The sequence below is a fragment of the Sulfodiicoccus acidiphilus genome (assembly GCF_003967175.1).
Lineage (GTDB): Archaea > Thermoproteota > Thermoprotei_A > Sulfolobales > Sulfolobaceae > Sulfodiicoccus > Sulfodiicoccus acidiphilus.
Genome location: NZ_AP018553.1, coordinates 382,646 through 404,166, shown reverse-complemented (window position 1 = coordinate 404,166; position 21,521 = coordinate 382,646). Strand labels below are relative to the sequence as shown.

The window sequence follows — 21,521 nt, the reverse complement described above, 5'->3', positions numbered from 1 at the left end:
TAATAAATCACCATCACCACTGAGATAAAGGTGGAGGGCCTCACGCTGCGGATGAGACGTACTCCCTTACTCGAATGTGAAGAATTTTTAAGACTGAGAAGGAAGGAGTGACATGGAAACGGGCTTTGTCAAGTTACACTGCTGGAAGTGCAAAAGTGAATACCCCCTAGACACTTTATTTAGGTGCCCCAAATGCGGGGGAATACTGACAACAGTCTACTCTCCGACCAAAATAAGGAAGAGATCCTTGTCCAGAGAAAGTATGTGGGACTTCGTTGAGGCGTTACCTCCTGTAGAGATCTCTAAGATAGTAACGGCAGGTGAGGGTTGGACTCCCTTAAGGAAGTTAGAGAGATTTGGAGCTAAACTCGGTCTGAGGAATCTTTTCGCTAAACTTGAAACAGTAAATCCTACAGGTTCGTTCAAGGATAGGGCTGCTAGCCTCGGAGTCTCATTGGCTAAACAGTGGAACTACAGAGGAGTGTTCACTGCCTCAAGCGGTAACGCTGCTACGTCCGTAGCTGCCTACTCGGCGATTGCTGGTACCAAGTGTGCTGTATTAGTCAGGGAGAACGTGGCAGAACAGAAACTGCTTCATCTCCTCCTTTTCTCGCCAGAGGTATTCAAAGTGAAGGATCTCTTCAGCAGTACCTCGAAGCTCCTGGAGGGATTGAAGAAAATTTCTCTTAGCGTTCCAGGGTGGAGAAATCTGTTCATGTGGGCTCCAGTCAACCCGTTACTACCTGACGCTTACAAGACAATAGCCTACGAGATCTTCTTAAGTGTAGGTCGGCCGGACTTCGTAGTGGTACCTGTAGCCGGTGGAGATTTGCTCTACGGAGTTTACAAGGGGTTCAAGGAAATACTCGAGGGGGGTGATATCGATCAACTCCCTAGGATGGTTGCGGTACAAAGTGAGCGAGCTGCACCTTTAGTGAGGGCTGTTGAACAGAAGTTAGAATTCGTGCCTGAAACTCCAAGTAAAGGTACTCTGGCAAAGGCTATCGACGTCAGCTTCGGGGCCGAACATGCCCTTGAGGCAATTTACGATTCCCGCGGGGTGGCCGTGGGCGTGAAGGAGGAAATGATCTCACCCTCTCAGATCGAGGTGGCTACAAGCGAGGGAATTTTCTGTGAATTGACTTCCGCCACGGCCTTCGAGGCAGTCAGAGAATTGAGTGAAGTAGGGAAGATAGGGAAGGACGACGTCGTCGTGGTTGTGACCACAGGTATTGGATTTAAGGATTATCGTGTGGAAAGGACACAAGTACCTCTAGCTGAATTGGAAGAAGTGATTGCTGCCTTGAAACGCGTTACCCACGGTAGTTAGCCCTTGATTTCCCTTGCTTTTGTTTCAACAACTTCCTTAGCTACTTGCCTTATGGGTAAATATCCGGTGCATCTACAGATGTGACTAGTCAGCCCGTCCAGCACAAACTTCTCGAGATCGTTCTTGAAGTTCGTCCGGATTCTTGCTGGATTGCTTTCGAGCTCTCTCCTTAAGGCCTCTATCGCTACAATGAAGCCAGGGGTACAGTAACCGCATTGAGTCGCCCACCTCTCTACAAAGAGCCTTTGAATTACGTTCAACTGATCGTCGTTAGTGATGCCCTCTATGGTCATTATTTCCTTCCCTTCGGCCTTAGGAGCCAAGAGCATGCAGGAGTAGATCGGTCTCCCGTCCAATAGCACGGCACAAGCTCCACATCCGTCCCCATCACATCCCCTCTTCGCTCCCTTCAGATCGAGTCTTCCTCTCAACACGTCCAATAGGGACTCTCCTGGAGCGTATTCAACGTTCACTTCCTCACCGTTCACTTTTAGTTTGAGTCGCATAGTTTCACCTCGCCACCTCGTCCAGTATTTCCCCCAATAGGATGGAAAACAGCCTCCTCTTATAGTTAGAGGAGGCTTTGATGTCGTCAGTTGGCTTAAGGTAAGAAGAAGACATGACGGCCTCCCTAGCTACGCTGAGGAGCTCCTCGTTTAGTTCCCTTCCTTTGAGTTTCCCCTCTACATCCAACAACCTGGTCGGTGGCGTACTGAGGGCTCCTCCCGCTACAACTCTAATATCCTCCACCACTCCTTGCAGCCTCCTTAGAGAAAGAGCTAAGGATGCGATACCGTAACCGTGCGCAGTGAGAGACTTCCTCTTGTACTTCGTGAAATCGAACTTATTGACAGGAAACTCGAGGGACTTCACGATCCTCCCCTTATCCACGTCTGGTTCTAGGATTCCCCTGTAGAACCCGTCTAGGGAACGTGAAGTCGTCTTACTTCCATCTGTCAACTTAACTACGGTGTCTAGACTCATGAGCGCGCAGGCCACGTCGAAATAAGGATATGCTGCGGAAACTTCTCCTCCTATTGTCCCCATATTGCGAACCTCTTTAGGAACGTAAAGTGACGCTTCCCTCAGAACGGCTGGTAGGTCCGTTCGATCCACTAAAGCCTGGATCTTGGTAGTCGCACCGAGCTCTCCTTTTTCCTCACAAACCCGTACGAACGACAACCCTAGCGTTTCTAGGTCGACGATGGTATCTACCTCGCCAAGCAGTCCCTTAGCGGACAGTATGTACACCAGAGTTCCGCCCGCTACAGCCAACGTGTTTTCGTCGGCGAGTAGTTGAGAGGCTTCCGATACACTGGTGGGCCTTACGTAATTCCTCGTCTTGATTACGGGCATCACTTAGTCCTGCATTTAACTGCTTTTTAAATATGCCTGCTGGTGCTAATGTTTGGAACCCTGTTTATGCCACATGCAGTACATTGCTAGGCGCCGCTTAGCAGCAAGGAGAAGAGACTTAGACCTTTCTCAGAAAACCGGGGGTGCTGATTTTGTAGTCTCCACCCTTACATGTATCACTTAGTCTAGGAAAACGAGATAGCCCTTTATGGCGAAGAGGCCAGAGAAGTGAGTCGATAACGTGGACGAAGCGATCAGCCCTCAAGGTAGGCACGAACAGAATTTGAGAGAACCAACTTATACCTTTCGGAGCGTGAAAGCCCCCCTTTCTCTAAATCACGAAAAGGGGAGAGTATTATGTCCAAGGAACAGGGTATGTGGAGACAACCTTGTTCATACATCTACCTCAAGCCCGAGGTGTTATCCGAACATGTATCCGTAGATACCGTATAGCAGTCCACTAGCTTCCCTGTGGCGCCCCAAGCTCATCCTGGTGCACCTGTATACCTCCCTAGCTCCAATGCTCTCCAAAAATCCAGACCTATAACTCGGGGCCACTAGGTACCTCGCTCCTAACGCCACGGCCCCCCTTATCACGGCCTCGGCAGACCCCTCGTCTTCAGCCACTACCTGACCCAATAGACCGCGGCTCAGGACCCCGAACCCCCTTTCGGCCTTCAACGCGATCCCGCCTGAGGTCTCTAGGAGGGCTGACCTGTCGTCCCCGAAGGCCTCCTTGTCCAACTCTAACATCCAATCCTCAAGTCCCTCCACCGTCTCCACGTGAGTCGGGTGAACCCAAGATAGGTCATAGGTGACGGTACGATATTCCTCTGAGAAGCCCAGTTTCCTGTACAAGTGCTTCCCCACCTCCGTGGCGTCCAGCCTCACCGTGGGAAATCGGACTAGGTTCAGTAGTCGGATCACGAGTGCCCTACCTATTCCCCTTCCCTGAAGTTCAGGCCTAACCGCTACCCCACCCACCCATGCCACCTTGGTGTAGGGAGTCAGACAGGCAGTACCCATAATCTCCCCATCTTCGGCCACGAGGCACATTCCGAACCTAATAGCAGTCCTGAAGGCCTCAGTAGCTCCCTCGGCATCCTTTAGGCCCATGGCCTTCGAGAAAACCTCCGCCATCCTGAGAACGTTCTCCAAAGTGGCTCTCCGTATCATAACAATCCTGTTTCGAAAGGGATCTAAAAGCCTAAGGGCGTGACCCTCCAATTGAACAAGCATACCGCTTGCGGCTGAGGGACTTGAGCAGAGTTTGGTTTCTCCGGACGTAGGCTCGTGGCGAACGGTTGATTAGCTGGGACGGCTTTAGCCGAGGTGAGCTAGGTAGACTTGAACCGTTATACGGTCACTTGAATTAAGGCCTAAGCAGTGGGGTAGTTCTTCTCGATTGGGCTGATCAGAAATGAAAGTTTCAAACCTTCAGAGGGTCATCCTGCTGAGGAGGATCTCCCTTACCCTTGAGTCCTCGAGTAGGAGAACTATCCTTTATCCGGGAGATAGAATCCACAGGAGACCGCAACTTTTCTACTCCGTAGTATACATATGGAAAAAGTAAAAATGGATAGTCCATAGCTCAATTAATGGACAAAGTAGAACTCGAGGAATCCCTCACCCTCGAACTGATGTATAAAGCCATTGAAATGAAATCACGAGGAGAGGAGGTCTACTCCCTAGCGGCAGGAGATCCGTACTTTCCTACTCCATTGGAAATAGTTGAGGTCGCCAAAGAGGCCATGGTGAGGGGACTAACCCATTACACTGACTCTAGAGGACTGAGAACGGTGAGATCGGCCGCGTCAGAGAAGGTTAGACGCATAAACAACATAAATGCCACGCCAGAGGAGGTAGTCTTCATCCCAAGTAAATTTGCTCTTTATGCCACATTCTTCGCGTTAGTGAACAACGGCGGGGAGATCCTTGTGCCGGATCCAGGTTACCTCTACTCAGGAGCGATCAAACTAGCTGGAGGAGAAGCTAGAAGATACACACTTCGCGAACCGTCTTTCAACCTAGATATAGAGGAAGTAGAGAAGGCTGTTACTGAGAAGACCGTCGCTATAGTGGTGAATACCCCCTCAAACCCTACGGGAAGGGTCTTTCCAGAAAAGTCGCTCAGGGAACTTTTCGAGTTCGCGGACAGAAGGAACCTCTACATCATAAGCGATGAGGCCTACGAGGACATTGTATTCGAAGGTGACCACTTCTCGATCGGTTCCCTAGAGGAAAGACCTACGAGAGTGGTTTCTGTCTACAGCCTCTCGAAGAGCTTCTCCATGACGGGTTGGAGAGCGGGTTACGTTGTTGCCAACTCACGGTTAGTCGACAGAATTAAGTCCCTAATAGAAAACACGATAACCTGTTTCCCACCATTTATCCAGGAAGCCTGCTCCTTCGCCCTCGACCATCAGGAGAAGCTAGTAAGTTCTGTAAAACCGGAATACCTCAGAAGAAGAAATCTGTTGTACCAAATCTTAGGTCCAGTGGAGTCGTTAAAGCTAAACGAGGTAGAAGGTACCTTCTACGCCTTTCCCAAATATGTCAAAGAAGGCTCATCGAGGGAAATAGCGGAGGAACTCTTGAAGGTGAAGAGGGTTGCCACAGTACCTGGAGTCGGTTTCGGGCCAGGAGGAGAAGGGAGAATAAGGATTTCGTTCTGCCAGAGTGAGGAAGAATTAAAGAAAGGGCTCTACGCCCTTGTCGACTACTTTAGCGCAATTTAATGATTTAAATTATACTCTAGTTACATTCGCCCAACCTTAATCGAGGTAAGAGGAGCAAGATGGTGTCGAACACGATTACTCCCAGCACAATCCTCGGTTTTACCCTACCCTTGGCTGAAAGTTGCGAAGTCTTAAGAGTCCAGAAGTAACGGAGATCACTAGAGTTCACGATTCGAATCTCACAACAATTGGAGTTATGGAAAAACGCTCGTTGGATGATTTTCGTCCACTTTCGATATCTCACCTTTTATCCTCGACCTGACACAAATCACGCAAAGTCTACTTGGAGCAGCTTAGGACCCTTTCCTCTAACTAACCAACTGATTTCCTTACTCGCCTCTTTGAGTCCAACCTTCTTCGCTTCCACCCCATAGGCCTCGGCCACCTTGTAAGGTGAAGTTAAGGGGGAGAGCCAAGGTTCGTCCCTAAAATGTCTCCTTAGAATCTCGTAACCTCTGTTATTAAACACCACCGCTCTCAGCTCCGTGGCGCCGTAGTTAGACGCGGTCCATAGTGACTGACAGCTGTAATGGAATCCCCCATCACCTATAAGTACTAGAGGCCTTGCCCCCTCCAATGCAGCCCCGACAGCAGCTGTTAGACTCCACCCCAATAAACCCGACTTCAGTCCAAAGAACCTAGACGGAAAATATCCCATGGTCCTCCTTATCTCTCCCATTAGAGACGAGGCTTCGGCGAACTTCTCCCTATCCTGGGAGTTTGAGGCTAACTCCTCGAGGAAATTGATGATTGTGGTGCCAACTGGCTTTGGTCTCTCCGTTTCTATCTTAAGACTGATGCTACTTCTTGGGAGAGCAGAATTCAGTTTAGTGAGGAATTCTTTAACGTTACAGCAAATTGTGTTCCATTTTCTCTTCTCAGCTTCCTCGGGGTCAGACGTAACTTGAAATATGTTTAATTTAAAATCCTTTTCAGTAGGAGGTGTTAAGAAGTTGAGAGTCCCCCCCACAATCAATATTCTATCGTAAACTGACAGTTTCTTCAACATCTCGTCAGCCTCCCACGGTAGATCTCCTTCAAAGAGGGGGTGAGAGGAGTAAAAGGGGGAACGATGTGCGTTAGGTTCAGCGAAAACAGTGGCACTGATCCTTTCGGCCAGCGTCCTAAGCTCCTCGTGGGCCATGTAGACGTCTACCTCGTATCCAGCAACGATCGCCACCTTACTTCCCCCTGTGAGCCAAGAAGCGACCTCCTGAACTGAAGAGTCTTCGCACAAAATCGAGAAGGAGAAAGTGGGAATGGCAGGGGACTCCTTCACGTCCTCATCCACTATATCGAAGGGCAAACTCACCACTGCCGGTCCCCATGGAGGTGCCACGGCGACTTTTAGCGCCCTGGTAAGGAGTTTTGGAACGTCAATGGGAGTCCTTACCTCGAACGCATCCTTAACGACCGGCCTTGCTATCTTGAGGATATCCCCCCAAATAAGAGGCTCGTCCGACAAGAACTCGGAGTGCTGTTGACCTACAAGCACCAGAAGTGGTGCCCTGTCCATGAGTGCGCTCCGAATGTAACCTATCGCGTTAGATAACCCAATGGCACCGTGGAGACTAACGAACTGGGGCCTCCCAGATATGAGAAAAGCGCCCTCCGCCATCCCAACAGCAAGTCCGTCGTGAAGGGATAGAACGTATTGAATATCTCCTGGTATTCGCCTAAGTAGGGGAAGTTCGGTGGTCCCGGGATTTCCAAACACTTTCTTTGCACGAGCGAGTCTAACGAAAGCGAATACGTACTCCGCTGCTCTCATGGTTCGCTTTAGTCTTAGCCGTCTATTTTAGTATTGCGAACATAGAACCTAGTTTGCCTATAGTTTACGTTTCCGACTTCCTCGCTGACCTCCGTGAAGCTAACGTTACATCACGTGAAAGGAGTGGGGACTCGCCGTAAGGGTCTAACAACGTAGGTAGTGGGCCCTGCGCTAAGCTGGGTTTCCTAGAGAAACGTCCCCCTCAACCTTTATCGCCAGTGAGAAGGGCCTTCCTACTAAGCGCAAGTACCTGGGACACTCTCACAGTTTCGAGGCCCTGGGGCATTAGAAGGATCTTGGAAGCCCGAGGGTCCTCTCCGCTATGGCGGAAAGACTCATCTCCTCCGATATGGGACCTAGTTTATAGTACCTCACATCCCTGTAGAGCATCTCTATGGGACCTTCTACGTATCCTTGCCCACCCAGAGTTTGGAGCGCCACGTCTACTGCCTCGCTCGAGGCCTCAACCGACTGATAGAGGGACTCTATGGCAGCAAGCCCAAATTCTATGGAACCGGGATCCCCTTCATTGAGCGACCTGAAAACGAGGGCCTCCGCAGCGTCCAGCTTCACGTGGGCCCTAGCCAATGGAAACTGGATTGCTTGGTTCGAACCTAGAACTCTCCCAAAGGTCCTTCTCTCCTTCGCGTGTTGAACCGCCAACCATAACGCCCTCCTCCCAGAACCTACCAACATTCCCGCCAAGGCCAGCCTGTCTACGTTAAAGGCTCCTATCAGACTCCTCCACGCGTTGCCGATTTCACCCACAGTTTCCGTCTTCTCTACCTCAACGCCGTTTAACTCAACGTTATTCAAGGTTAAGAAGTCTAGGCCCATCTTTTTCACTCTTCCTATTTCGAGGCCAGGCGAGCCTTTTTCCACAACAAACGCTGTCAGACCGCCCGACTTTTTGGTTCGTTCTCCTGTCCTCACTACGGTCACTAGGTAGTGATTCAGCTCAGCATTGGTGACGAAATCCTTCTTCCCCCTTAAGACATATCGCTCACCCCTTTCCTGACCTACAGCTTCTATCCCAAACGCATCTACTCCTGCCCCCTCTCGTACAGGGCCATACTGACCCTTCTCCTTCCAGTTATCACATCCTCTAGCAGTTCTTCTCGACTACCTCGATAAGACGAGTAGAGAAGTAACGCAATGAGGTTCTGGGCGATGAAAAGGTAAGTGAAAGTGAGAACTCTCTCCGACATCTCGATGCAGCTCTTGACGAAGTCACCTACGCCTAACCCCAATCCACCCTTTTCTTCTGGGATCAACAAACCAAAGAGCCTCCTCTTCCCTAGAGTCCACCACATTTCTTCCGGAAATCTCGCGTGGTTAAGGGCGAAGTAATCTAGGTCGAAGGATCCCACAGCATCCGTTATTAACTCGAGAGTTTCCTTCTTCAACGAATTTCACTTTCCCTTGTAGACGGGTTTCCTTTTTTCTAGAAAAGCCTTGATTCCCTCCCTTAGGTCCTCGGTATTGAAGAGAGAGGAATTCTCCTTCAGCTGGTACTCCATTGCCTCGTCCTTTCCCATACCCTGTGAATTATTTATAACTGCCTTTATCGCCCCTAAAGTGAGGGGGGCTTTGGAGGCCAGCTTAGTGGCGAGTTCGTCAGCAACCCTCATCAATTCCTCTGGGGAAACGACCCGATTGACTAGGCCCATCTTAACAGCAGTTTCAGCGTCAATCCACTCCCCAAATAGCGCTATTTCCTTGGTCTTAAGGTGTCCCACCAACCTAGGTAGGCGAACCAGAATCCCTGCGCCTGGGCTGATCGCCACGTTTATTTCAGGAAGTCCGAACTTAGCAGTTGTAGAGGCCAACACGTAATCTACCGCTTGTATAGTCTCCAAGTTACAGTAACCATTCACAGCAGCGATGATTGGTTTCCTCATTTTCTCCATCAGTCTGAAGAGATCAATGACCTTCCTGTTGTACTTCTCTACCTGTTGAGGAGTGGACGCTAGGAACTCGTCGAGGTCCCCTCCTGCGCTGAATGCCTTCCCCTTCCCTGTCAATACAATAACCTTAATTTCGTTGTCGAAAGAAGCTTCCTCCAGGAGGGTAGTCAGTTCGTCTACCAATTGTTCACTCCAAGCGTTCAACTTGTTGGGCCTGTTGAAGGTCACGACGAGTTTCCCATCCTGTTTCGAAACCTCTAGGTTCTTAGATTCCATAGTTGGTTCTGACTTCTTTACCTTAATATGTTCTACTGAAAAGGAATTCGTATACAAAGCTAATTAAACGAGTAGAGCAGATTGTGAGAACATGAGTGAAGAGAAACAGACTCCACTCTGGGTACCTGGCGATAAGAGGAAGGAGGAAAGCAACTTGTCTCGATTTATGAAGTGGTTGAGAGAGGGTGGCCGAGAGTTCGTAGACTACGACGAACTGTGGGAGTGGTCTGTAAGGGACGCCGATGAGTTTTGGAGGAAGTTGTGGCAATTCTTCGACATTAGATGTTCTAGACGGTACGACATCGTGAGCAGCGGCGAGATGCCAAGGACTAGGTGGTTCATTGGGGCCAAACTGAACTTCGCCGAAAACCTGTTGTCCTCCCAGTCTACTCAGGAGGAAGCGGTGGTGGCCCTGTCCGAGTCCAGGAAAGACAGGAAGCTGAGCTGGGGGAGTTAAAGGATAGGGTGGGAGGGTTTCAGGAGTTCTTGGAGTCTCTTGACGTGAAGAGCGGCGACGTGGTCACGGCTGTGATGCCTAACATTCCAGAAACTCTGGTGGCACTCTTAGCCACTGCCTCCCTCGGTGCGGTGTGGAGCGCAGTCCCGCCCGAGCTCGGCGTGGACGGAATGTGGAAACGGCTTCAGGAACTGAATCCGAAAGTAATCCTAGCCGTCAACGGGTACGTCTATGGGGGGAAGACCTTCTCCAAAGGGGCAGAGCTGAAGAAAGTTGTTGAAAACGTTAAGAGCGTAAGACGAGTGGCCGTGCTGAACTACGTTGATGATAAATCTTCGACCGGGGATCTGAGGGCGATCGACATGGAGGACGGCCTAGGACGTAGAGGAAAACCTAGGTTCGTTCAGGTAGCAGCTGACCACCCTCTCTGGGTCCTCTTCACCTCAGGCACTACGGGAAGGCCAAAGGGTATAGTACATGGGCACGGTGGGATCGCGATAGAGGCGAAGAAGGTCTCGGCCATCCACATGGACGTTAAACCGACCGACCGAGTCTTCTTCTTCTCGTCGACGGGGTGGGTAGCTTGGAATAGGCTAATCGCGACGTTAAGTACTGGAGGCTCGATATTGATGTACGATGGGAATCCCCTTTACCCGTCTCCCACTTTCTTCTGGGAGATCGTGGATCAGAGGAATGTGAGTTACCTCGGGTTGTCCTCTCCCCTAGTGCTAGATAGCATGAGAAGAAACTTCTCACCAAAGGACTTTTTCAAATTTAGAGAACTTAGGAGCGTAGGTGTGACAGCCGCACCTCTCCCCGCCAAGGGATTCAGCTGGCTTTACACCAACGTAAAGGAAGACGTGTGGGTCGCTTCCATGAGCGGCGGAACTGAGGTCTTTACGGACCTCGTAGGTGGAGTCCCTACTTTGCCTGTCTACGCTGGCGAGATCCAGAGGAGGTGTCTCGGTATGAGCGTCGAGGCGTTTGACGAAAAGGGCAAACCAGTGAGGGACGAGCCGGGAGAGCTTGTGATAACGATACCGTTTCCCTCAATGCCCCTCCACTTCCTAAACGATCCAAGCTACGAAAGGTACATGGAAACCTACTTCTCCAGGTTCAACGGCGTGTGGAGCCACGGTGACCTTATAGAGATTAGAAGGGGAGGAGGGTGTGTAATCTACGGGAGATCGGACTCCACAATTAAAAGGAAAGGAGTGAGGATCGGGACAGGGGAAATATACGAAGTTGTGGAGTCCCTTCAGGAAGTCGCTGACAGCCTCGCAGTAGGGACGGAGAACAAGGATGGAGAAACGATCTATATTCTGTTCGTAGTGACGAGGGAAGGAGAATTGACCCAAGAGACTAAAGAGAAAATAAGGGCGGAGATAAAAGCCAGGTTATCGCCGAGGCACGTTCCAGACTACATAGTTCAGGTGAAGGCTATACCTCGTACTACGAACGGAAAGAAAGTCGAGGTTCCGGTTAAGAGGGCCCTAATGGGAGCGCCGATGGAATCGGTCGTCGACTTAAAAACGATTAGCGACCCGAAGGCGTTCGAGGAAATAGTCGAAGTGGGGAAGAAAGTACTCGAGAGCTGAGGGACCTCAGAAGCTGAACTAGAACAGGTGCAACAGAACGTAGTTCGAACGAGCTTCCGTCCTAGTTGCGATACCTTCACAGGCTCGGCCCTAAGGGCTGCGGATTTCGCACTTTCCGAAACCAACCTCCATCCTGTCGGTTTCCGTCGGTGTTAGAGGGCTTTCCACGGATTCCAGGTCCGAGTTCGCTAAATGTCCTACCACTATTCATAGGGGATCAACGAACTTACCCTGGTTCAGGGTGTCCTTCGGGTCGAAGAGCCCCTTGATCTCCTTCATTAGCTTTACCACCACCTCTCCGTTCCTATTAAGGAGTTGAGACCTCAGCAGGTTAACCTTCTGAATTCCTATTCCGTGTTCACCTGAAATCGAACCCCCTAATCTGAGGGCGACGCCGCCGACCTCATCGAACAGTTCGGGCTTAGAGACCAGGTCTGCCTCTCTTAACATGGGGTGGAGGTTGCCGTCACCTACGTGACCAGCCACAGGTATCTTCGTGTCATTCTCCACTTCTATCCTCTTTATTTGGAGGATGGCCTCAGAGAGCTTGGATGGAGGGACGACTATGTCCTCTGCGTATATGTTGCCAATCTCCGACTTCACAGCTATCGCTACTAGTGACCTTCCGTTCAACATTTTCCTTCCCACCTCTCCGTCCACAACCTCGGACCTAGCTAGGAAGGGAGAACTTAACCTCTCCACTTCGCTTAATGTGGAGTTATCGCCCCGAACGAGAACGACTCCCCCTTCTCCTTCCCAGTAGATGGGCTCGATCTGTTTGTTCACCGACCTCACGACGAAGGCGTCCATGTACTCCATGAGGTCTGGCTCCAATCCGGACTTCCTCACCACCTTCACGATCTCTCCAACGGCGAAGATGTCCTTTGGGTAGATCGCCAGAGTCACCTCTTCGTGTTTGGGTAGGGGACGAATCCGTAACCAAGCCTCTGTTACTACTCCCAACGTGCCCTCGCTGCCCACAACCAGGCTCACTAGATCGTATCCGGCCCTGTTCTTCCTGAGGGGTTCCCCCACCTTGATAACGGTTCCGTCTGCCAATGCGAGCCTTAGGGCCAGTACCCACTCCCTGAATGGCCCGTACTTAAACGCCCTCATGCCTCCGGCGTTCTCGACAATTGCCCCCCGACGGTGCACATGAAGGAGCTGGAGGGATCTGGAGGGAGGAAGAAACCCCTCCTCTCCAGTTCTCTATTCAATTCATCTAACACTACCCCAGGCTGGACCCTCACGTACCAATCCACGTCGTTGATCTCCACTATTTTCCTCATTCTCGATAAGTCGAGTAGGACGCAACCTTCGCACTTTAGAGCCCCAGTCACGCTAGTGCCCCCTCCCCACGGGACTACCTTTAGGCCCTTTCGATTGGCGAAAATCAGGGTCCTGACGACGTGGTCCTCCGACTCCGCGAAAACCACCGCTAGCGGACTAACCCCGTAACCCGAGAAGTCTGTCCTTTCCTCAATGGAAACGTCAATTCCATCAAGTTCTCGCTTCAATTCCTCTAGTAGGCTCACCGCCCTCCGCCTCCTCAGAACCTATTGTGCTTTGAAAGCTCGTATATTTGACGCCGGATCTGTATCCCCACCAATAGAACACTAGGGACACTGCAACGTAGAGGACACTGTCAAATGGGAAGGGTATTACTCCCACGCCCCCGAACATTTGGCTCCCCAAAAACGACAACAGCGCCGTCACCGCGAGGAACAGCGGGAACCATATGCCGGCTTTAACGTCGCTCAGGGTCAGGGCCTTCCTCCTACTGTAAAAGACGAGTAGTAGAAGTCCGGCCAAGTTCAAGGGTATTATCAACCTCACCGCCGACCACCCCGTCCAGTACACTAGAAGGCTGGCCACTGCGAACGCGAAGGGAGAGAGTACCTTGTAAGCGGGTAACTTGTACGGCCTCGGCCGACTAGGGAAAGACCTCCTGAACACGGCTAAACTCACACAGCTCGGAGCGTAGGAGATCAACAGAGCGTCCACGGCGACTGAAATGACGGAAGAGAGAGACTGGGATAAGGCGATCATCAAGGCGGTGACGACCAACATGAGGATCACGGCGTTGAGGGGAATCCCCTTCCTGTTCAACTTCGTGAGAAACTCGGGTAGTATTTCGTCGTTGGCCGCCATGGTGTAGGCAACTCTGGCCGACGAACCGGTGTAGATGACGCCGTTCTTGAGGGAACCCACTATTGCGACGAAGAGTACTAGGATTACTAGGAGGGGGGCCCCTACACCGACGACCTCAGATACGTATGGATACGGGAGAGAGAAGAGCTCCCCCCACTGACCTGGGGATATCCCTATAGCCTTCCAGGAGAGGGCACCCACGAAGGCCACGCTTTCGAGGGCAAAGATGACCGCGGAGAGTACAAGGGAAATGACGATCGCCCTTGGAATGTCCTTGCCCGGGTTCTTAACTTCCTCGGAGTAGTCTATGGGCTGTCTAAACCCACCGAACCCGAATATCGTTAGGGAGAGGGCCGAGAACAATCCTACGGCTCCTGCTGGAAGAAATCCTCCGTAGGACGGATCGTTGAAGTTGGACGGTTTGAGGTACACCAAGAGGACCAACGTTAGGGCCAGGAGAGACACCACTGTAGCGATTGTCATAGCGTTGAACGCGTCTCCCATTCTGGAGACCCTGGCGGTGTTGAGGAGGAAGAAGAGGACCACGAAGAGCTCTGACACCCCAATCCCCAAGAAGGTCAGGGTACCATTGGTGTATAGCGTCGGCCAGTAGTAGGCGAGGTACTCTATCACAGTGTAAATGACTAGGGGAGCTGTGAGCGTGTATCCCACGAACGTACCCCAACCGTTGACAGATGCCGTGAGCGGTCCGTTGCTCCTCGAAGGGTAATAGGCCACTCCCCCCGCCCGTGGCCAAGTGGTCCCCAACTCTGCGTAGACTAGACCCAAAGGAATTATCATCAGTAGCGCCACGAACCAGGCCACTATCCCGCCTGGACCCGCCAGAGCTACAACGTACACGGGGGCGAAGGCGATCGCGGGTCCTAGGATTGATCCCAACGCGAAGAAGACCACGTGCCAGACGGTAAGCTCCTTCCTGTACGAGCCCAAGCTCACTCGACCTCCACGGCTACTACTCTCGCCATCGCTCCGCTCCCACCTTTGAGTTTGATGGGGAGGGCCGCAACGAGGTAACTCTTCCCCTCCTGGAGCTCAGAGAGGTTACTCAAGTCCTCAATTATAGGAACTCCGTGGGACAGAAGAACTTTGTGGGCCTCGAACTTCTCGTTAGCGTAAGGGTCGACACTCAATGTGTCTATCCCTACAGCTCTCACACCTCTCTCCACGAGGAACTCCGCCGCGTCCTTAGTCAGGCCGGGGAAATTGTACATGAACTCCCGCGTGAATGACCTCTTCGAGCTCCAACCCGTGTACAGGAGAACTATCTTACCGTCGTATTCGGGTCTCCAGATCCCAGAGAGCTCTTCCCTCCCGATCTCCCTTCCTCTGAGTGGGGGCCTCAGGCAGTAACCCTCTCCCATTAACCTAGTCAGGTCTAGCTCGTCGACGCTCTGTCCACCTTCGAAGAAGTGGGCGGGGGAATCCACGTGGGTACCGGTGTGGGATAGACCGGCTAATCTCTCCATGGAGTAACCGTCCCTCGGAACTAAAGCCACCGGCTCCACCACAAGAAAAGGGTTAGTGGGCCAACTAGGCATGTACGACTTGAGTTCGGCGCTCAAGTCGTGTATGGCCTTTAATATCATACCATAGAAAAACGAGTTTTGGAGGGTAATAAAACTCAATGCAGTTATTTCCCTAGCTTCCTGCCTGGTCTGCTGAGGACGTCTTCAAGGCGACCTCCAGCTCATTTGTTTTAAATCCGCTCCTCACGCTCCACACGAAGAGCCCTAAGCTCACTAGGGCAGCCAATATAGTGTCGTAGGGGAAAGGCACTATTGGAGTCTTGAATACCCCGAACTGCCCTATGTAAGAGAGAATTACGGCAGAGAACAAGACAACCAACATCCACAAGCCAGCCCTCATGTGAATCCTGCCCTCCTCGTTGGCTCGACCTCGAATCAGCCAGATCCCTCCGAAGGTAAGGGCCACCATTAAAGCGATGTAGACCACGAACGGCCAAACGTACTGCAGCGAGATTGGAAGTCCTGCACCACTCGTCGAATTATAAGGAACGATTATCCTCTGATACACCAGGAAGTAGGTCGCCGCTATCAGTACCACCCAGTAGGGTATCCCTATAGTGAGGGCATACCTCCTACTGACTCCATATCTGTTGGAGGAGGTGTATATCAAGAAGAATGGGAAGCCCAACATGACTGCCGCGAAAACACCCCACAGGAACGAGAACGTCGCCCAATAGACTATTAAGTAAGCTCCTATGAAAGCGAGCGCGGATATTAGGACGGCCCCAGGTAACCTGAACGGCCTCCTCGCGTCCGGAGCGACCCGCCTCAAGGTTAGGAGGGAGGGTCCGGCCACTATGTAAGTTATGACAACCGACAGCGTTCCGAACTCGGCTATGTAGACCCAGGTGGGGTAGGGAATAGTGTAGACTATGCCGAGGATAAGCGAGGCGATGAGTCCCACGTAAGGTATTTTACGCTTGCTCAGTGAGAGGAAGGAAGACGGTAAATTCCCTGCGGCTGCGCTACCGTAGAAGGCCCTAGCCGTGGTACCCATATATACGGCGACGTTTGGTAAGGGAGAGGCTACTGCCATGACGAACAGTATCACGGAAAAGGCGACCAACGCCGGTACGCTTGACAACTTAAGCAACTCGTAGAACGGCCCATTAGATAGGACGGTGCTGGACAGGGCGGCCCAATTGCCTGGAGAGGTCGAGATCGCCTTCCAGTCGACTCCTCCTATGAAGGCTAGCTGGAGGAGTATGTACACGAAGGCGCCCAATAACATGCCGGCTATGGTCCCAAGCGGTACGTTACGCTGGGCCTGCTTAACCTCTCCCCCGTACTCCAAGCCCTGTCTGAAGCCTATGAACGAGAATATTATTCCGCTAGTCGGAAGCGCCAAAACCACGGAAGAGGCTCCGTATGGGAGGAACCCGCCAGGAAGATTGGTGAAGTTAGACGTATGGAAATACAGTGTGAAGACGAGAAGCGCCGTAGTCAAGGGGATGACTATCTTCAACCAACCTATGGCTTCGGTGAACTTCCCAACCAAGTAGACACTATAGTAGTTCATGAGGAAGAAGATCACAGTCATCACTGCGACAAGAAGGAAGCCCCAGATCGTCAGGTAACCGTTTGAAGTGAGGGAGGGGAAGATCGACGAGAGGTACTGAGTTATCGCTTCCCCCTCTATGGCTGGGGTGGTCGCTGCCCCGAGGATGTATGCCCAGGCCACCAGGAACGAGGACAACCCACCGTGAGTGTAGTGGGGGTACCTCACTATCGCACCAGACTTCGGTAGCATTCCGCTCAGTTCAGCGTAGACTAGGGTCAAGAACAGGATGAGGACGAAACCCAGCAACCAAGATATGATGGAGGCCGGTCCCACAGTACTAGAGGCATATAGGGCGGAGAAGAGCCAACCGCTTCCCACGATCGAGCTGAAGGCGAAAAACATGACCTGCCAGAACCCCAGAGTCTTTTTGAGTTCCCTATCTCTGCTCTCTGCCCTGTCCTCTGGATTAGTGTAGTTTGACATTAACCCCTACCCTCTAAACTAGACTTAAAAGCGCTCCGTTCAGCGCCGGTTTCTCGCATGCTTGGACTCACCAAGCGTTCCATCCGCCGTCGACCAGAACGCACTCCCCTGTCACTCTGTCAGACTCCTCCGACGCTAGGAAAAGCGCAGCGTTAGCTATGTCCCGAGGTTGAAGAAGGAACTCACCTCGCTTGACTAGAGGCGTTCTGCTCCTCAAGTCCCTCAAACCTTCCTCAGTCTCCCAGAACGCCCTAGTGAACTCTGTCTTGGTAGCCCCCGGACACAGGGCATTAACGTTTATACCGTAAGGCCCGTACTCGACCGCAAGTCCCTTCGTCAACGCCAGCACTGCCGCCTTGGAGGCTGAGTAAACCGAGACCTCCGGGAGGCTCACGTCGGCCAAGTTGGAGGACATGTTTATCACCTTACCTCCCTCCCCTTGTTTCAACATCTGCCTTATACTCCACTTACAGCCGTAAAAGACTCCAGCCACATTCACCGACAAGGCCCTCAACAACTCCTCCGCACTTATCTCTATGGCTTTTCGCTTGATCATTACTCCCGCTATGTTCGCCATTACGTCCAACTTGCCGTAGTTCCTAACGGCCTCGTCGACCAATCGTTTCACGTCCTCCTCCTTACTGACGTCACACTTCACGAAGAGTCCAGCTCCAGGGGAGGTGGTGTTGATCTCCTCAACTGTTGGCTTGCCTCCCTCCCGTGGTTCCTCACGGACGTCACCGACTACTACCTTAGCTCCCTCCTCCGCGAACCTGAGGGCTATCGCCCTGCCTATCCCCGAACTACCTCCGGTGACTACTGCGACCTTGTCCTTGAGCCTCAAGAAATTCAGCTCCTTTAGAGCTCCGGTCTCCTCAAAGGAATCTGGCTCACTTCGCTGTAGGGAATGGGGAACGTGCTATTGACCGCGAACCGCGGCATGTTCACGCCGTTGACGGCGACCTGGTACACGCCTTCGTAGAGGGTCCAAAGGAGGGCTAGGAACCTCATTGCCGCGTCCCACATCCTGTTCTGGGCCTCCTTAGTGGAGGCGTACTTCTCCGCCAGGTAAATCCCGATCTGGGTGTGCTTCACGTCCTCCGTCACGTGTTCCTTATGGAACTCTATTGCATCTTCCGGTATCCACTTGTAGTGTTTCCTGAAAGCCTCGACGTAGAGGGCATGTCTTTCCTTGTTGATGTTCTCTCCAGCTATTTTCTCCGCTGCTATGGCCTCGCCTAGGGATAGATATTTGCAGATGTTGTAGAACTCGCTCACGGCAACTATTGTGGTTGGAAGGAGAGGCGTATTAATTAAGTCCTCGTAACTCACTCCCAACGCCTTGAGGTACCTGAGGTATAGTTTCACGTGGCCCTCCTTCTCCGCCGTTCCGATCTCTGTAGCTATAGGTTCCATCAGGATCTCCTGATCCTCCAACTCTGGCGAGTTGGCTATCTCTGCAGCTGACCAATAGTTAGGACCTCTGTAAAACCAGTACTCCTCCACTGCCCAAACCCTCAGCTGTTCCTTGGAAAGTTCACCGTTCAGGAACTTTTTGACAAGGGGATGATGGATGCCCGCCCAGTAGTCTCTGGATATCCTTGTTAACATGTCCACGAATTCCCTTGGATCGTACGGCTCCCTCCTCCTCAGATCGAAACCGTACTTCTCCTGGATTTCCCTATATGAAAGGAAGGAAACGGACATAAACTACACCTTCCTAAATTCGATCGAGAAATCAAGATAAAAATATTGTGGTAATGGTGTTTCTAAATCATTTTGGTACGCCAGTTCTTAGAGCCAGGGCATAGAGCTCGTTCCAAGATATGGGCACCTTCGTGATCTTCACTCCGAACTCCGATAACGCGTCGTCAAGAGCGTTTACGAGCGCGGCAGGTGCGCCGATCGCCCCTCCCTCTCCCATTCCCTTGAACCCGCCTGGAGTAGGCGAGGGACTCACCAAGTGCTCTTGTTCGAAGATCTCTGGGACGTCCTGAGCAGTGGGAGGGACGTAGTCCCAGAAGGAAGTCGTCCTTAGATTCCCGTCAGAGTCGTAGACGAGTTCGTTGAATGTCTGAAGGAATCCGTTGCCTATAACTGTACCTACCACTTGCGCCTCAGCCAAAGCTGGGTTCACCAATTTTCCTGAATCGTGAACGACGTAGTACCTGTCCACCTTGACTTCCAAGGTTTCAGGATCCACTTCCACTACAGCTCCGTGCCAAGCGTAACTGACGACCGTCATGTCTTGTGGGGGTTCGTAAACCGCGGACTCCTCTAGCTCCGGCTCCTCTCCAGGAGGTAGCAGATTCACTTTCCTATACGAGATCTTTGCGACCTCGGCTAGTTTGATCTCCCTTCCACTGTTCTGGTCCCTCACTATCCCCTCCGCGATCGTCAAGTTCTCCGGTTTCGAGTTCAGCAGGTGAGCTGCTATCCTGAGGATCTTTCGCTTGAGTTTCTCGCAGGCCAACATGACTGCGTTTCCAGCCGTTACAGTCGCCCTACTGGCCCAGCTCCCGAAACCGTAGGGATCTACATCTGTGTTTCCTTCTACGACGTAGACGTCATCCATCTTGACTCCCAGGGAGTCGGCCGCTATTTGGGCGAAGACAGTCCTGTGTCCCTGACCCATGTCCATTACGCCCAATAGAACTTGGACTTTCCCTGTGGGGTCCACCCTAACAGTTGCTTTCTCGTATCCTCCCACTTCCCATCCTAGAACCCCGCTCAATCTAGAGGATGGTGGAGCAGTGTACTCGGAGTAAACTGAGATCCCCACCCCCAAAAGCTTTCCCTTCTTTCTCAACTCCTTTCGCTCCTCCTCCAACTTCTGTACGTCCAACATGGAGCGAAGAAGTTCGAGTCCCCGCTTGTAGTCTCCACTATCATACACAACTTTCGCCGGGCTGACGTAAGGGAAGTCTTCCTTATCGATCAGGTTCCTCATCCTGATGTCGAAAACGTTAAGCCCTAGTTTCCTGGCTGCAATATCCATCACTCTCTCCATGACGAATGCAGCCACCGGCCTCCCGAAACCTATATTTGGGGAAACGGGGGCCTTATTGGTCGCCACTCCCAAGACTTCGAAGGAGTAGTTGTCGAACTTGTAGGGCCCTGGAACTGAGACCGAGGCCACCATGACAGGTTGAACCTCGGTCCAGAACGCAGTCCCAGCTCCTAAGTCAGCGACGATCCTGTCTACGAGGCCGAGGAGTCTACCGTCGGAGGTGAAGCCGGCCTTAACGAAATGGTACTGATCCCTTTCGTGCCCCGTGATAAGCATGTGCTCCGTTCTAGTTTCCACCCACTTTATAGGAACCTTCAGCTTCAGGGCGGCGGCGTAAACGGCCATCTCGTCTCCGAAGACGGACGACTTAGGTCCGAAACCACCGCCCACGTTTTCAACCATGACCTTTATCCTGTTTTCAGGGAAGTTCAACGTCTCAGCGACGTAGGTCCTCACTACGTGGGGGAACTGAGTCGAGGCCCAGATGTTCAACCGCTCGCCGTCGTACCACGCCATCGCGGCTCTAGTCTCCAAAGAGACAGGTGACGTCCTAGTGTTCTTAAGGACTTCCTCGATAACCACTGGGGCCGAGTCCACCACTTCCCGGACTCTCTCGCTCGAAGTGTAGGAGTCCCTGAAAAGGACGTTGTCCTTAAGTTCCTCAAAGATCTTCACGTCGCTCTCTGAGGACTTTAGAGGATCTACCAGTGCGGGAAGGGGATCGTACTCCACGTCAACAAGCTCCGCCGCGTCCTCAGCCTGATATTGGTTCTCAGCGACAACCATAGCAACTGGTTCGCCTTGATACCTCACCTTGGAATAGGCCAGGGGGGTTCTCCTAGGTTCAGCCATCCCTGGATGGTGCATCCAGTAGCCCATGGGAAAGTCCTTGAAGTCCTCCCCAGTGAAGACTGCAACTACCCCAGGTGACGTTAAGGCCCTGCTTACGTTGATCGCCCTTATTCTCGCATGAGCGTAGGTGGACCTCACGAACGCCACGTGATAAACCTTAACAGGCAAGGTCACATCGTCCGTGAAGACGCCCTTCCCTTGAAGGAGTAATGGGGCCTCTTTCCTTAAGATCGGCTTTCCGACGTACCTCTGTGCCTCCTTGACTTCAACCGACGTGGTTAGAGACATGGAGGAGGATTGCAATGTACTGCCTATAAACTTTTTATCTCAAACGGCAATTACTCATTTGAAATCTTGGGGCTAAGTCGTCTCGTAAGCCCAAGAGTTACATAAACTTCGCGAGTGCGCACAACTGGCCCTAGATCCTTAAGAGTTGGTATTGGACGATAAGAGTTGCGTGAATGCCGGCTTCTTCCTCCTATACTAACTCTGTAGTCAAAGTTTCGATTCCGCATCTAGGTCTGTAACTAAGCGGTGACCCGAG

General features: G+C 51.9%; 18 protein-coding genes and 2 pseudogenes. 4 read left to right on the top strand and 16 right to left on the bottom strand.

Translation table 11 applies throughout. From position 1 onward, the window contains the following. Positions 1-112: 112 nt before the first annotated feature. On the top strand, positions 113-1,330 hold the full coding sequence (locus HS1genome_RS02270; protein ID WP_126449338.1) for a threonine synthase: 1,218 nt from the start codon (positions 113-115) through the stop codon (positions 1,328-1,330). Here the strand turns inward: HS1genome_RS02270 and HS1genome_RS02265 are convergent. The 3 genes from HS1genome_RS02265 to HS1genome_RS02255 all read right to left on the bottom strand — a co-directional run bounded on the left by HS1genome_RS02265 (position 1,327) and on the right by HS1genome_RS02255 (position 3,862). Further along, positions 1,327-1,836, bottom strand: a complete 510-nt coding sequence (locus HS1genome_RS02265) for a (2Fe-2S)-binding protein (RefSeq protein WP_126449336.1) — start codon at positions 1,834-1,836, stop codon at positions 1,327-1,329. The genes HS1genome_RS02270 and HS1genome_RS02265 overlap by 4 nt on opposite strands. A gap of 4 nt (positions 1,837-1,840) precedes the next feature. Then, the gene (locus HS1genome_RS02260; protein WP_126449335.1) at positions 1,841-2,686 is read right to left on the bottom strand and encodes an FAD binding domain-containing protein; all 846 of its coding nucleotides are present in this window, start codon (positions 2,684-2,686) and stop codon (positions 1,841-1,843) included. A 420-nt stretch (positions 2,687-3,106) separates the two neighbouring features. Further along, entirely contained in the window at positions 3,107-3,862 is a 756-nt protein-coding gene (locus HS1genome_RS02255) for a GNAT family N-acetyltransferase (RefSeq protein ID WP_158613673.1), read from the bottom strand. Between the two features lie 422 nt (positions 3,863-4,284). Between HS1genome_RS02255 and HS1genome_RS02250 the strand changes: the two genes are divergently transcribed. Continuing rightward, a complete protein-coding gene (locus tag HS1genome_RS02250; RefSeq protein WP_126449331.1) occupies positions 4,285-5,424 on the top strand; it encodes a pyridoxal phosphate-dependent aminotransferase in 1,140 nt (379 codons plus the stop codon). Between the two features lie 268 nt (positions 5,425-5,692). Here the strand turns inward: HS1genome_RS02250 and HS1genome_RS02245 are convergent, their stop codons facing one another. The 5 genes and pseudogenes from HS1genome_RS02245 to HS1genome_RS02230 form a co-directional block, all read right to left on the bottom strand. Next, positions 5,693-7,195 carry a thiamine pyrophosphate-binding protein gene (locus HS1genome_RS02245; protein WP_126449329.1) on the bottom strand — a complete coding sequence of 501 codons (1,503 nt, stop codon included), beginning with the start codon at positions 7,193-7,195 and terminating at the stop codon, positions 5,693-5,695. 285 nt (positions 7,196-7,480) lie between these two features. Continuing rightward, positions 7,481-8,032, bottom strand: coding sequence for an acyl-CoA dehydrogenase family protein (locus HS1genome_RS12335; RefSeq protein WP_126451274.1), 552 nt, complete (start codon positions 8,030-8,032; stop codon positions 7,481-7,483). Between the two features lie 12 nt (positions 8,033-8,044). Beyond that, positions 8,045-8,227 (bottom strand): annotated as a pseudogene (locus tag HS1genome_RS13275) (acyl-CoA dehydrogenase family protein); the annotation flags it as partial. Between the two features lie 11 nt (positions 8,228-8,238). After that, positions 8,239-8,601: an acyl-CoA dehydrogenase family protein gene (locus HS1genome_RS02235; protein WP_126449328.1), complete on the bottom strand. Its 363-nt coding sequence runs from the start codon at positions 8,599-8,601 to the stop codon at positions 8,239-8,241. A 6-nt stretch (positions 8,602-8,607) separates the two neighbouring features. Beyond that, the gene (locus tag HS1genome_RS02230) at positions 8,608-9,378 is read right to left on the bottom strand and encodes an enoyl-CoA hydratase/isomerase family protein (RefSeq protein ID WP_126449327.1); all 771 of its coding nucleotides are present in this window, start codon (positions 9,376-9,378) and stop codon (positions 8,608-8,610) included. A 91-nt stretch (positions 9,379-9,469) separates the two neighbouring features. Here HS1genome_RS02230 and HS1genome_RS02225 point away from each other — a divergent pair, with 91 nt between their 5' ends. Continuing rightward, positions 9,470-9,835 carry an acetyl-coenzyme A synthetase N-terminal domain-containing protein gene (locus tag HS1genome_RS02225; protein ID WP_126449326.1) on the top strand — a complete coding sequence of 122 codons (366 nt, stop codon included), beginning with the start codon at positions 9,470-9,472 and terminating at the stop codon, positions 9,833-9,835. 8 nt (positions 9,836-9,843) lie between these two features. Then, positions 9,844-11,433 carry an acetoacetate--CoA ligase gene (locus tag HS1genome_RS02220; protein ID WP_232018773.1) on the top strand — a complete coding sequence of 530 codons (1,590 nt, stop codon included), beginning with the start codon at positions 9,844-9,846 and terminating at the stop codon, positions 11,431-11,433. Positions 11,434-11,640: 207 nt separating this feature from the next. Here HS1genome_RS02220 and HS1genome_RS02215 read toward each other — a convergent pair whose 3' ends face one another. The 8 genes and pseudogenes from HS1genome_RS02215 to HS1genome_RS02185 form a co-directional block, all read right to left on the bottom strand. Further along, positions 11,641-12,549 carry an FAD-binding oxidoreductase gene (locus HS1genome_RS02215; RefSeq protein ID WP_232018799.1) on the bottom strand — a complete coding sequence of 303 codons (909 nt, stop codon included), beginning with the start codon at positions 12,547-12,549 and terminating at the stop codon, positions 11,641-11,643. Then, positions 12,526-12,869: pseudogene (locus HS1genome_RS12430) on the bottom strand (FAD-binding oxidoreductase); the annotation flags it as partial. The pseudogene HS1genome_RS12430 and the gene HS1genome_RS02215, both read right to left, overlap by 24 nt. A gap of 64 nt (positions 12,870-12,933) precedes the next feature. Then, positions 12,934-14,535: an APC family permease gene (locus HS1genome_RS02210; RefSeq protein ID WP_158613671.1), complete on the bottom strand. Its 1,602-nt coding sequence runs from the start codon at positions 14,533-14,535 to the stop codon at positions 12,934-12,936. 2 nt (positions 14,536-14,537) lie between these two features. Next, a complete protein-coding gene (locus HS1genome_RS02205) occupies positions 14,538-15,191 on the bottom strand; it encodes a cyclase family protein (RefSeq protein ID WP_126449323.1) in 654 nt (217 codons plus the stop codon). Between the two features lie 52 nt (positions 15,192-15,243). Further along, positions 15,244-17,115: an APC family permease gene (locus tag HS1genome_RS02200; protein WP_126449322.1), complete on the bottom strand. Its 1,872-nt coding sequence runs from the start codon at positions 17,113-17,115 to the stop codon at positions 15,244-15,246. 67 nt (positions 17,116-17,182) lie between these two features. Beyond that, on the bottom strand, positions 17,183-17,959 hold the full coding sequence (locus HS1genome_RS02195) for an SDR family NAD(P)-dependent oxidoreductase (protein ID WP_158613669.1): 777 nt from the start codon (positions 17,957-17,959) through the stop codon (positions 17,183-17,185). Between the two features lie 14 nt (positions 17,960-17,973). Then, positions 17,974-18,822, bottom strand: coding sequence for an iron-containing redox enzyme family protein (locus tag HS1genome_RS02190; RefSeq protein ID WP_126449320.1), 849 nt, complete (start codon positions 18,820-18,822; stop codon positions 17,974-17,976). 67 nt (positions 18,823-18,889) lie between these two features. Then, a complete protein-coding gene (locus HS1genome_RS02185; protein ID WP_126449319.1) occupies positions 18,890-21,265 on the bottom strand; it encodes a xanthine dehydrogenase family protein molybdopterin-binding subunit in 2,376 nt (791 codons plus the stop codon). Positions 21,266-21,521: the final 256 nt, after the last annotated feature.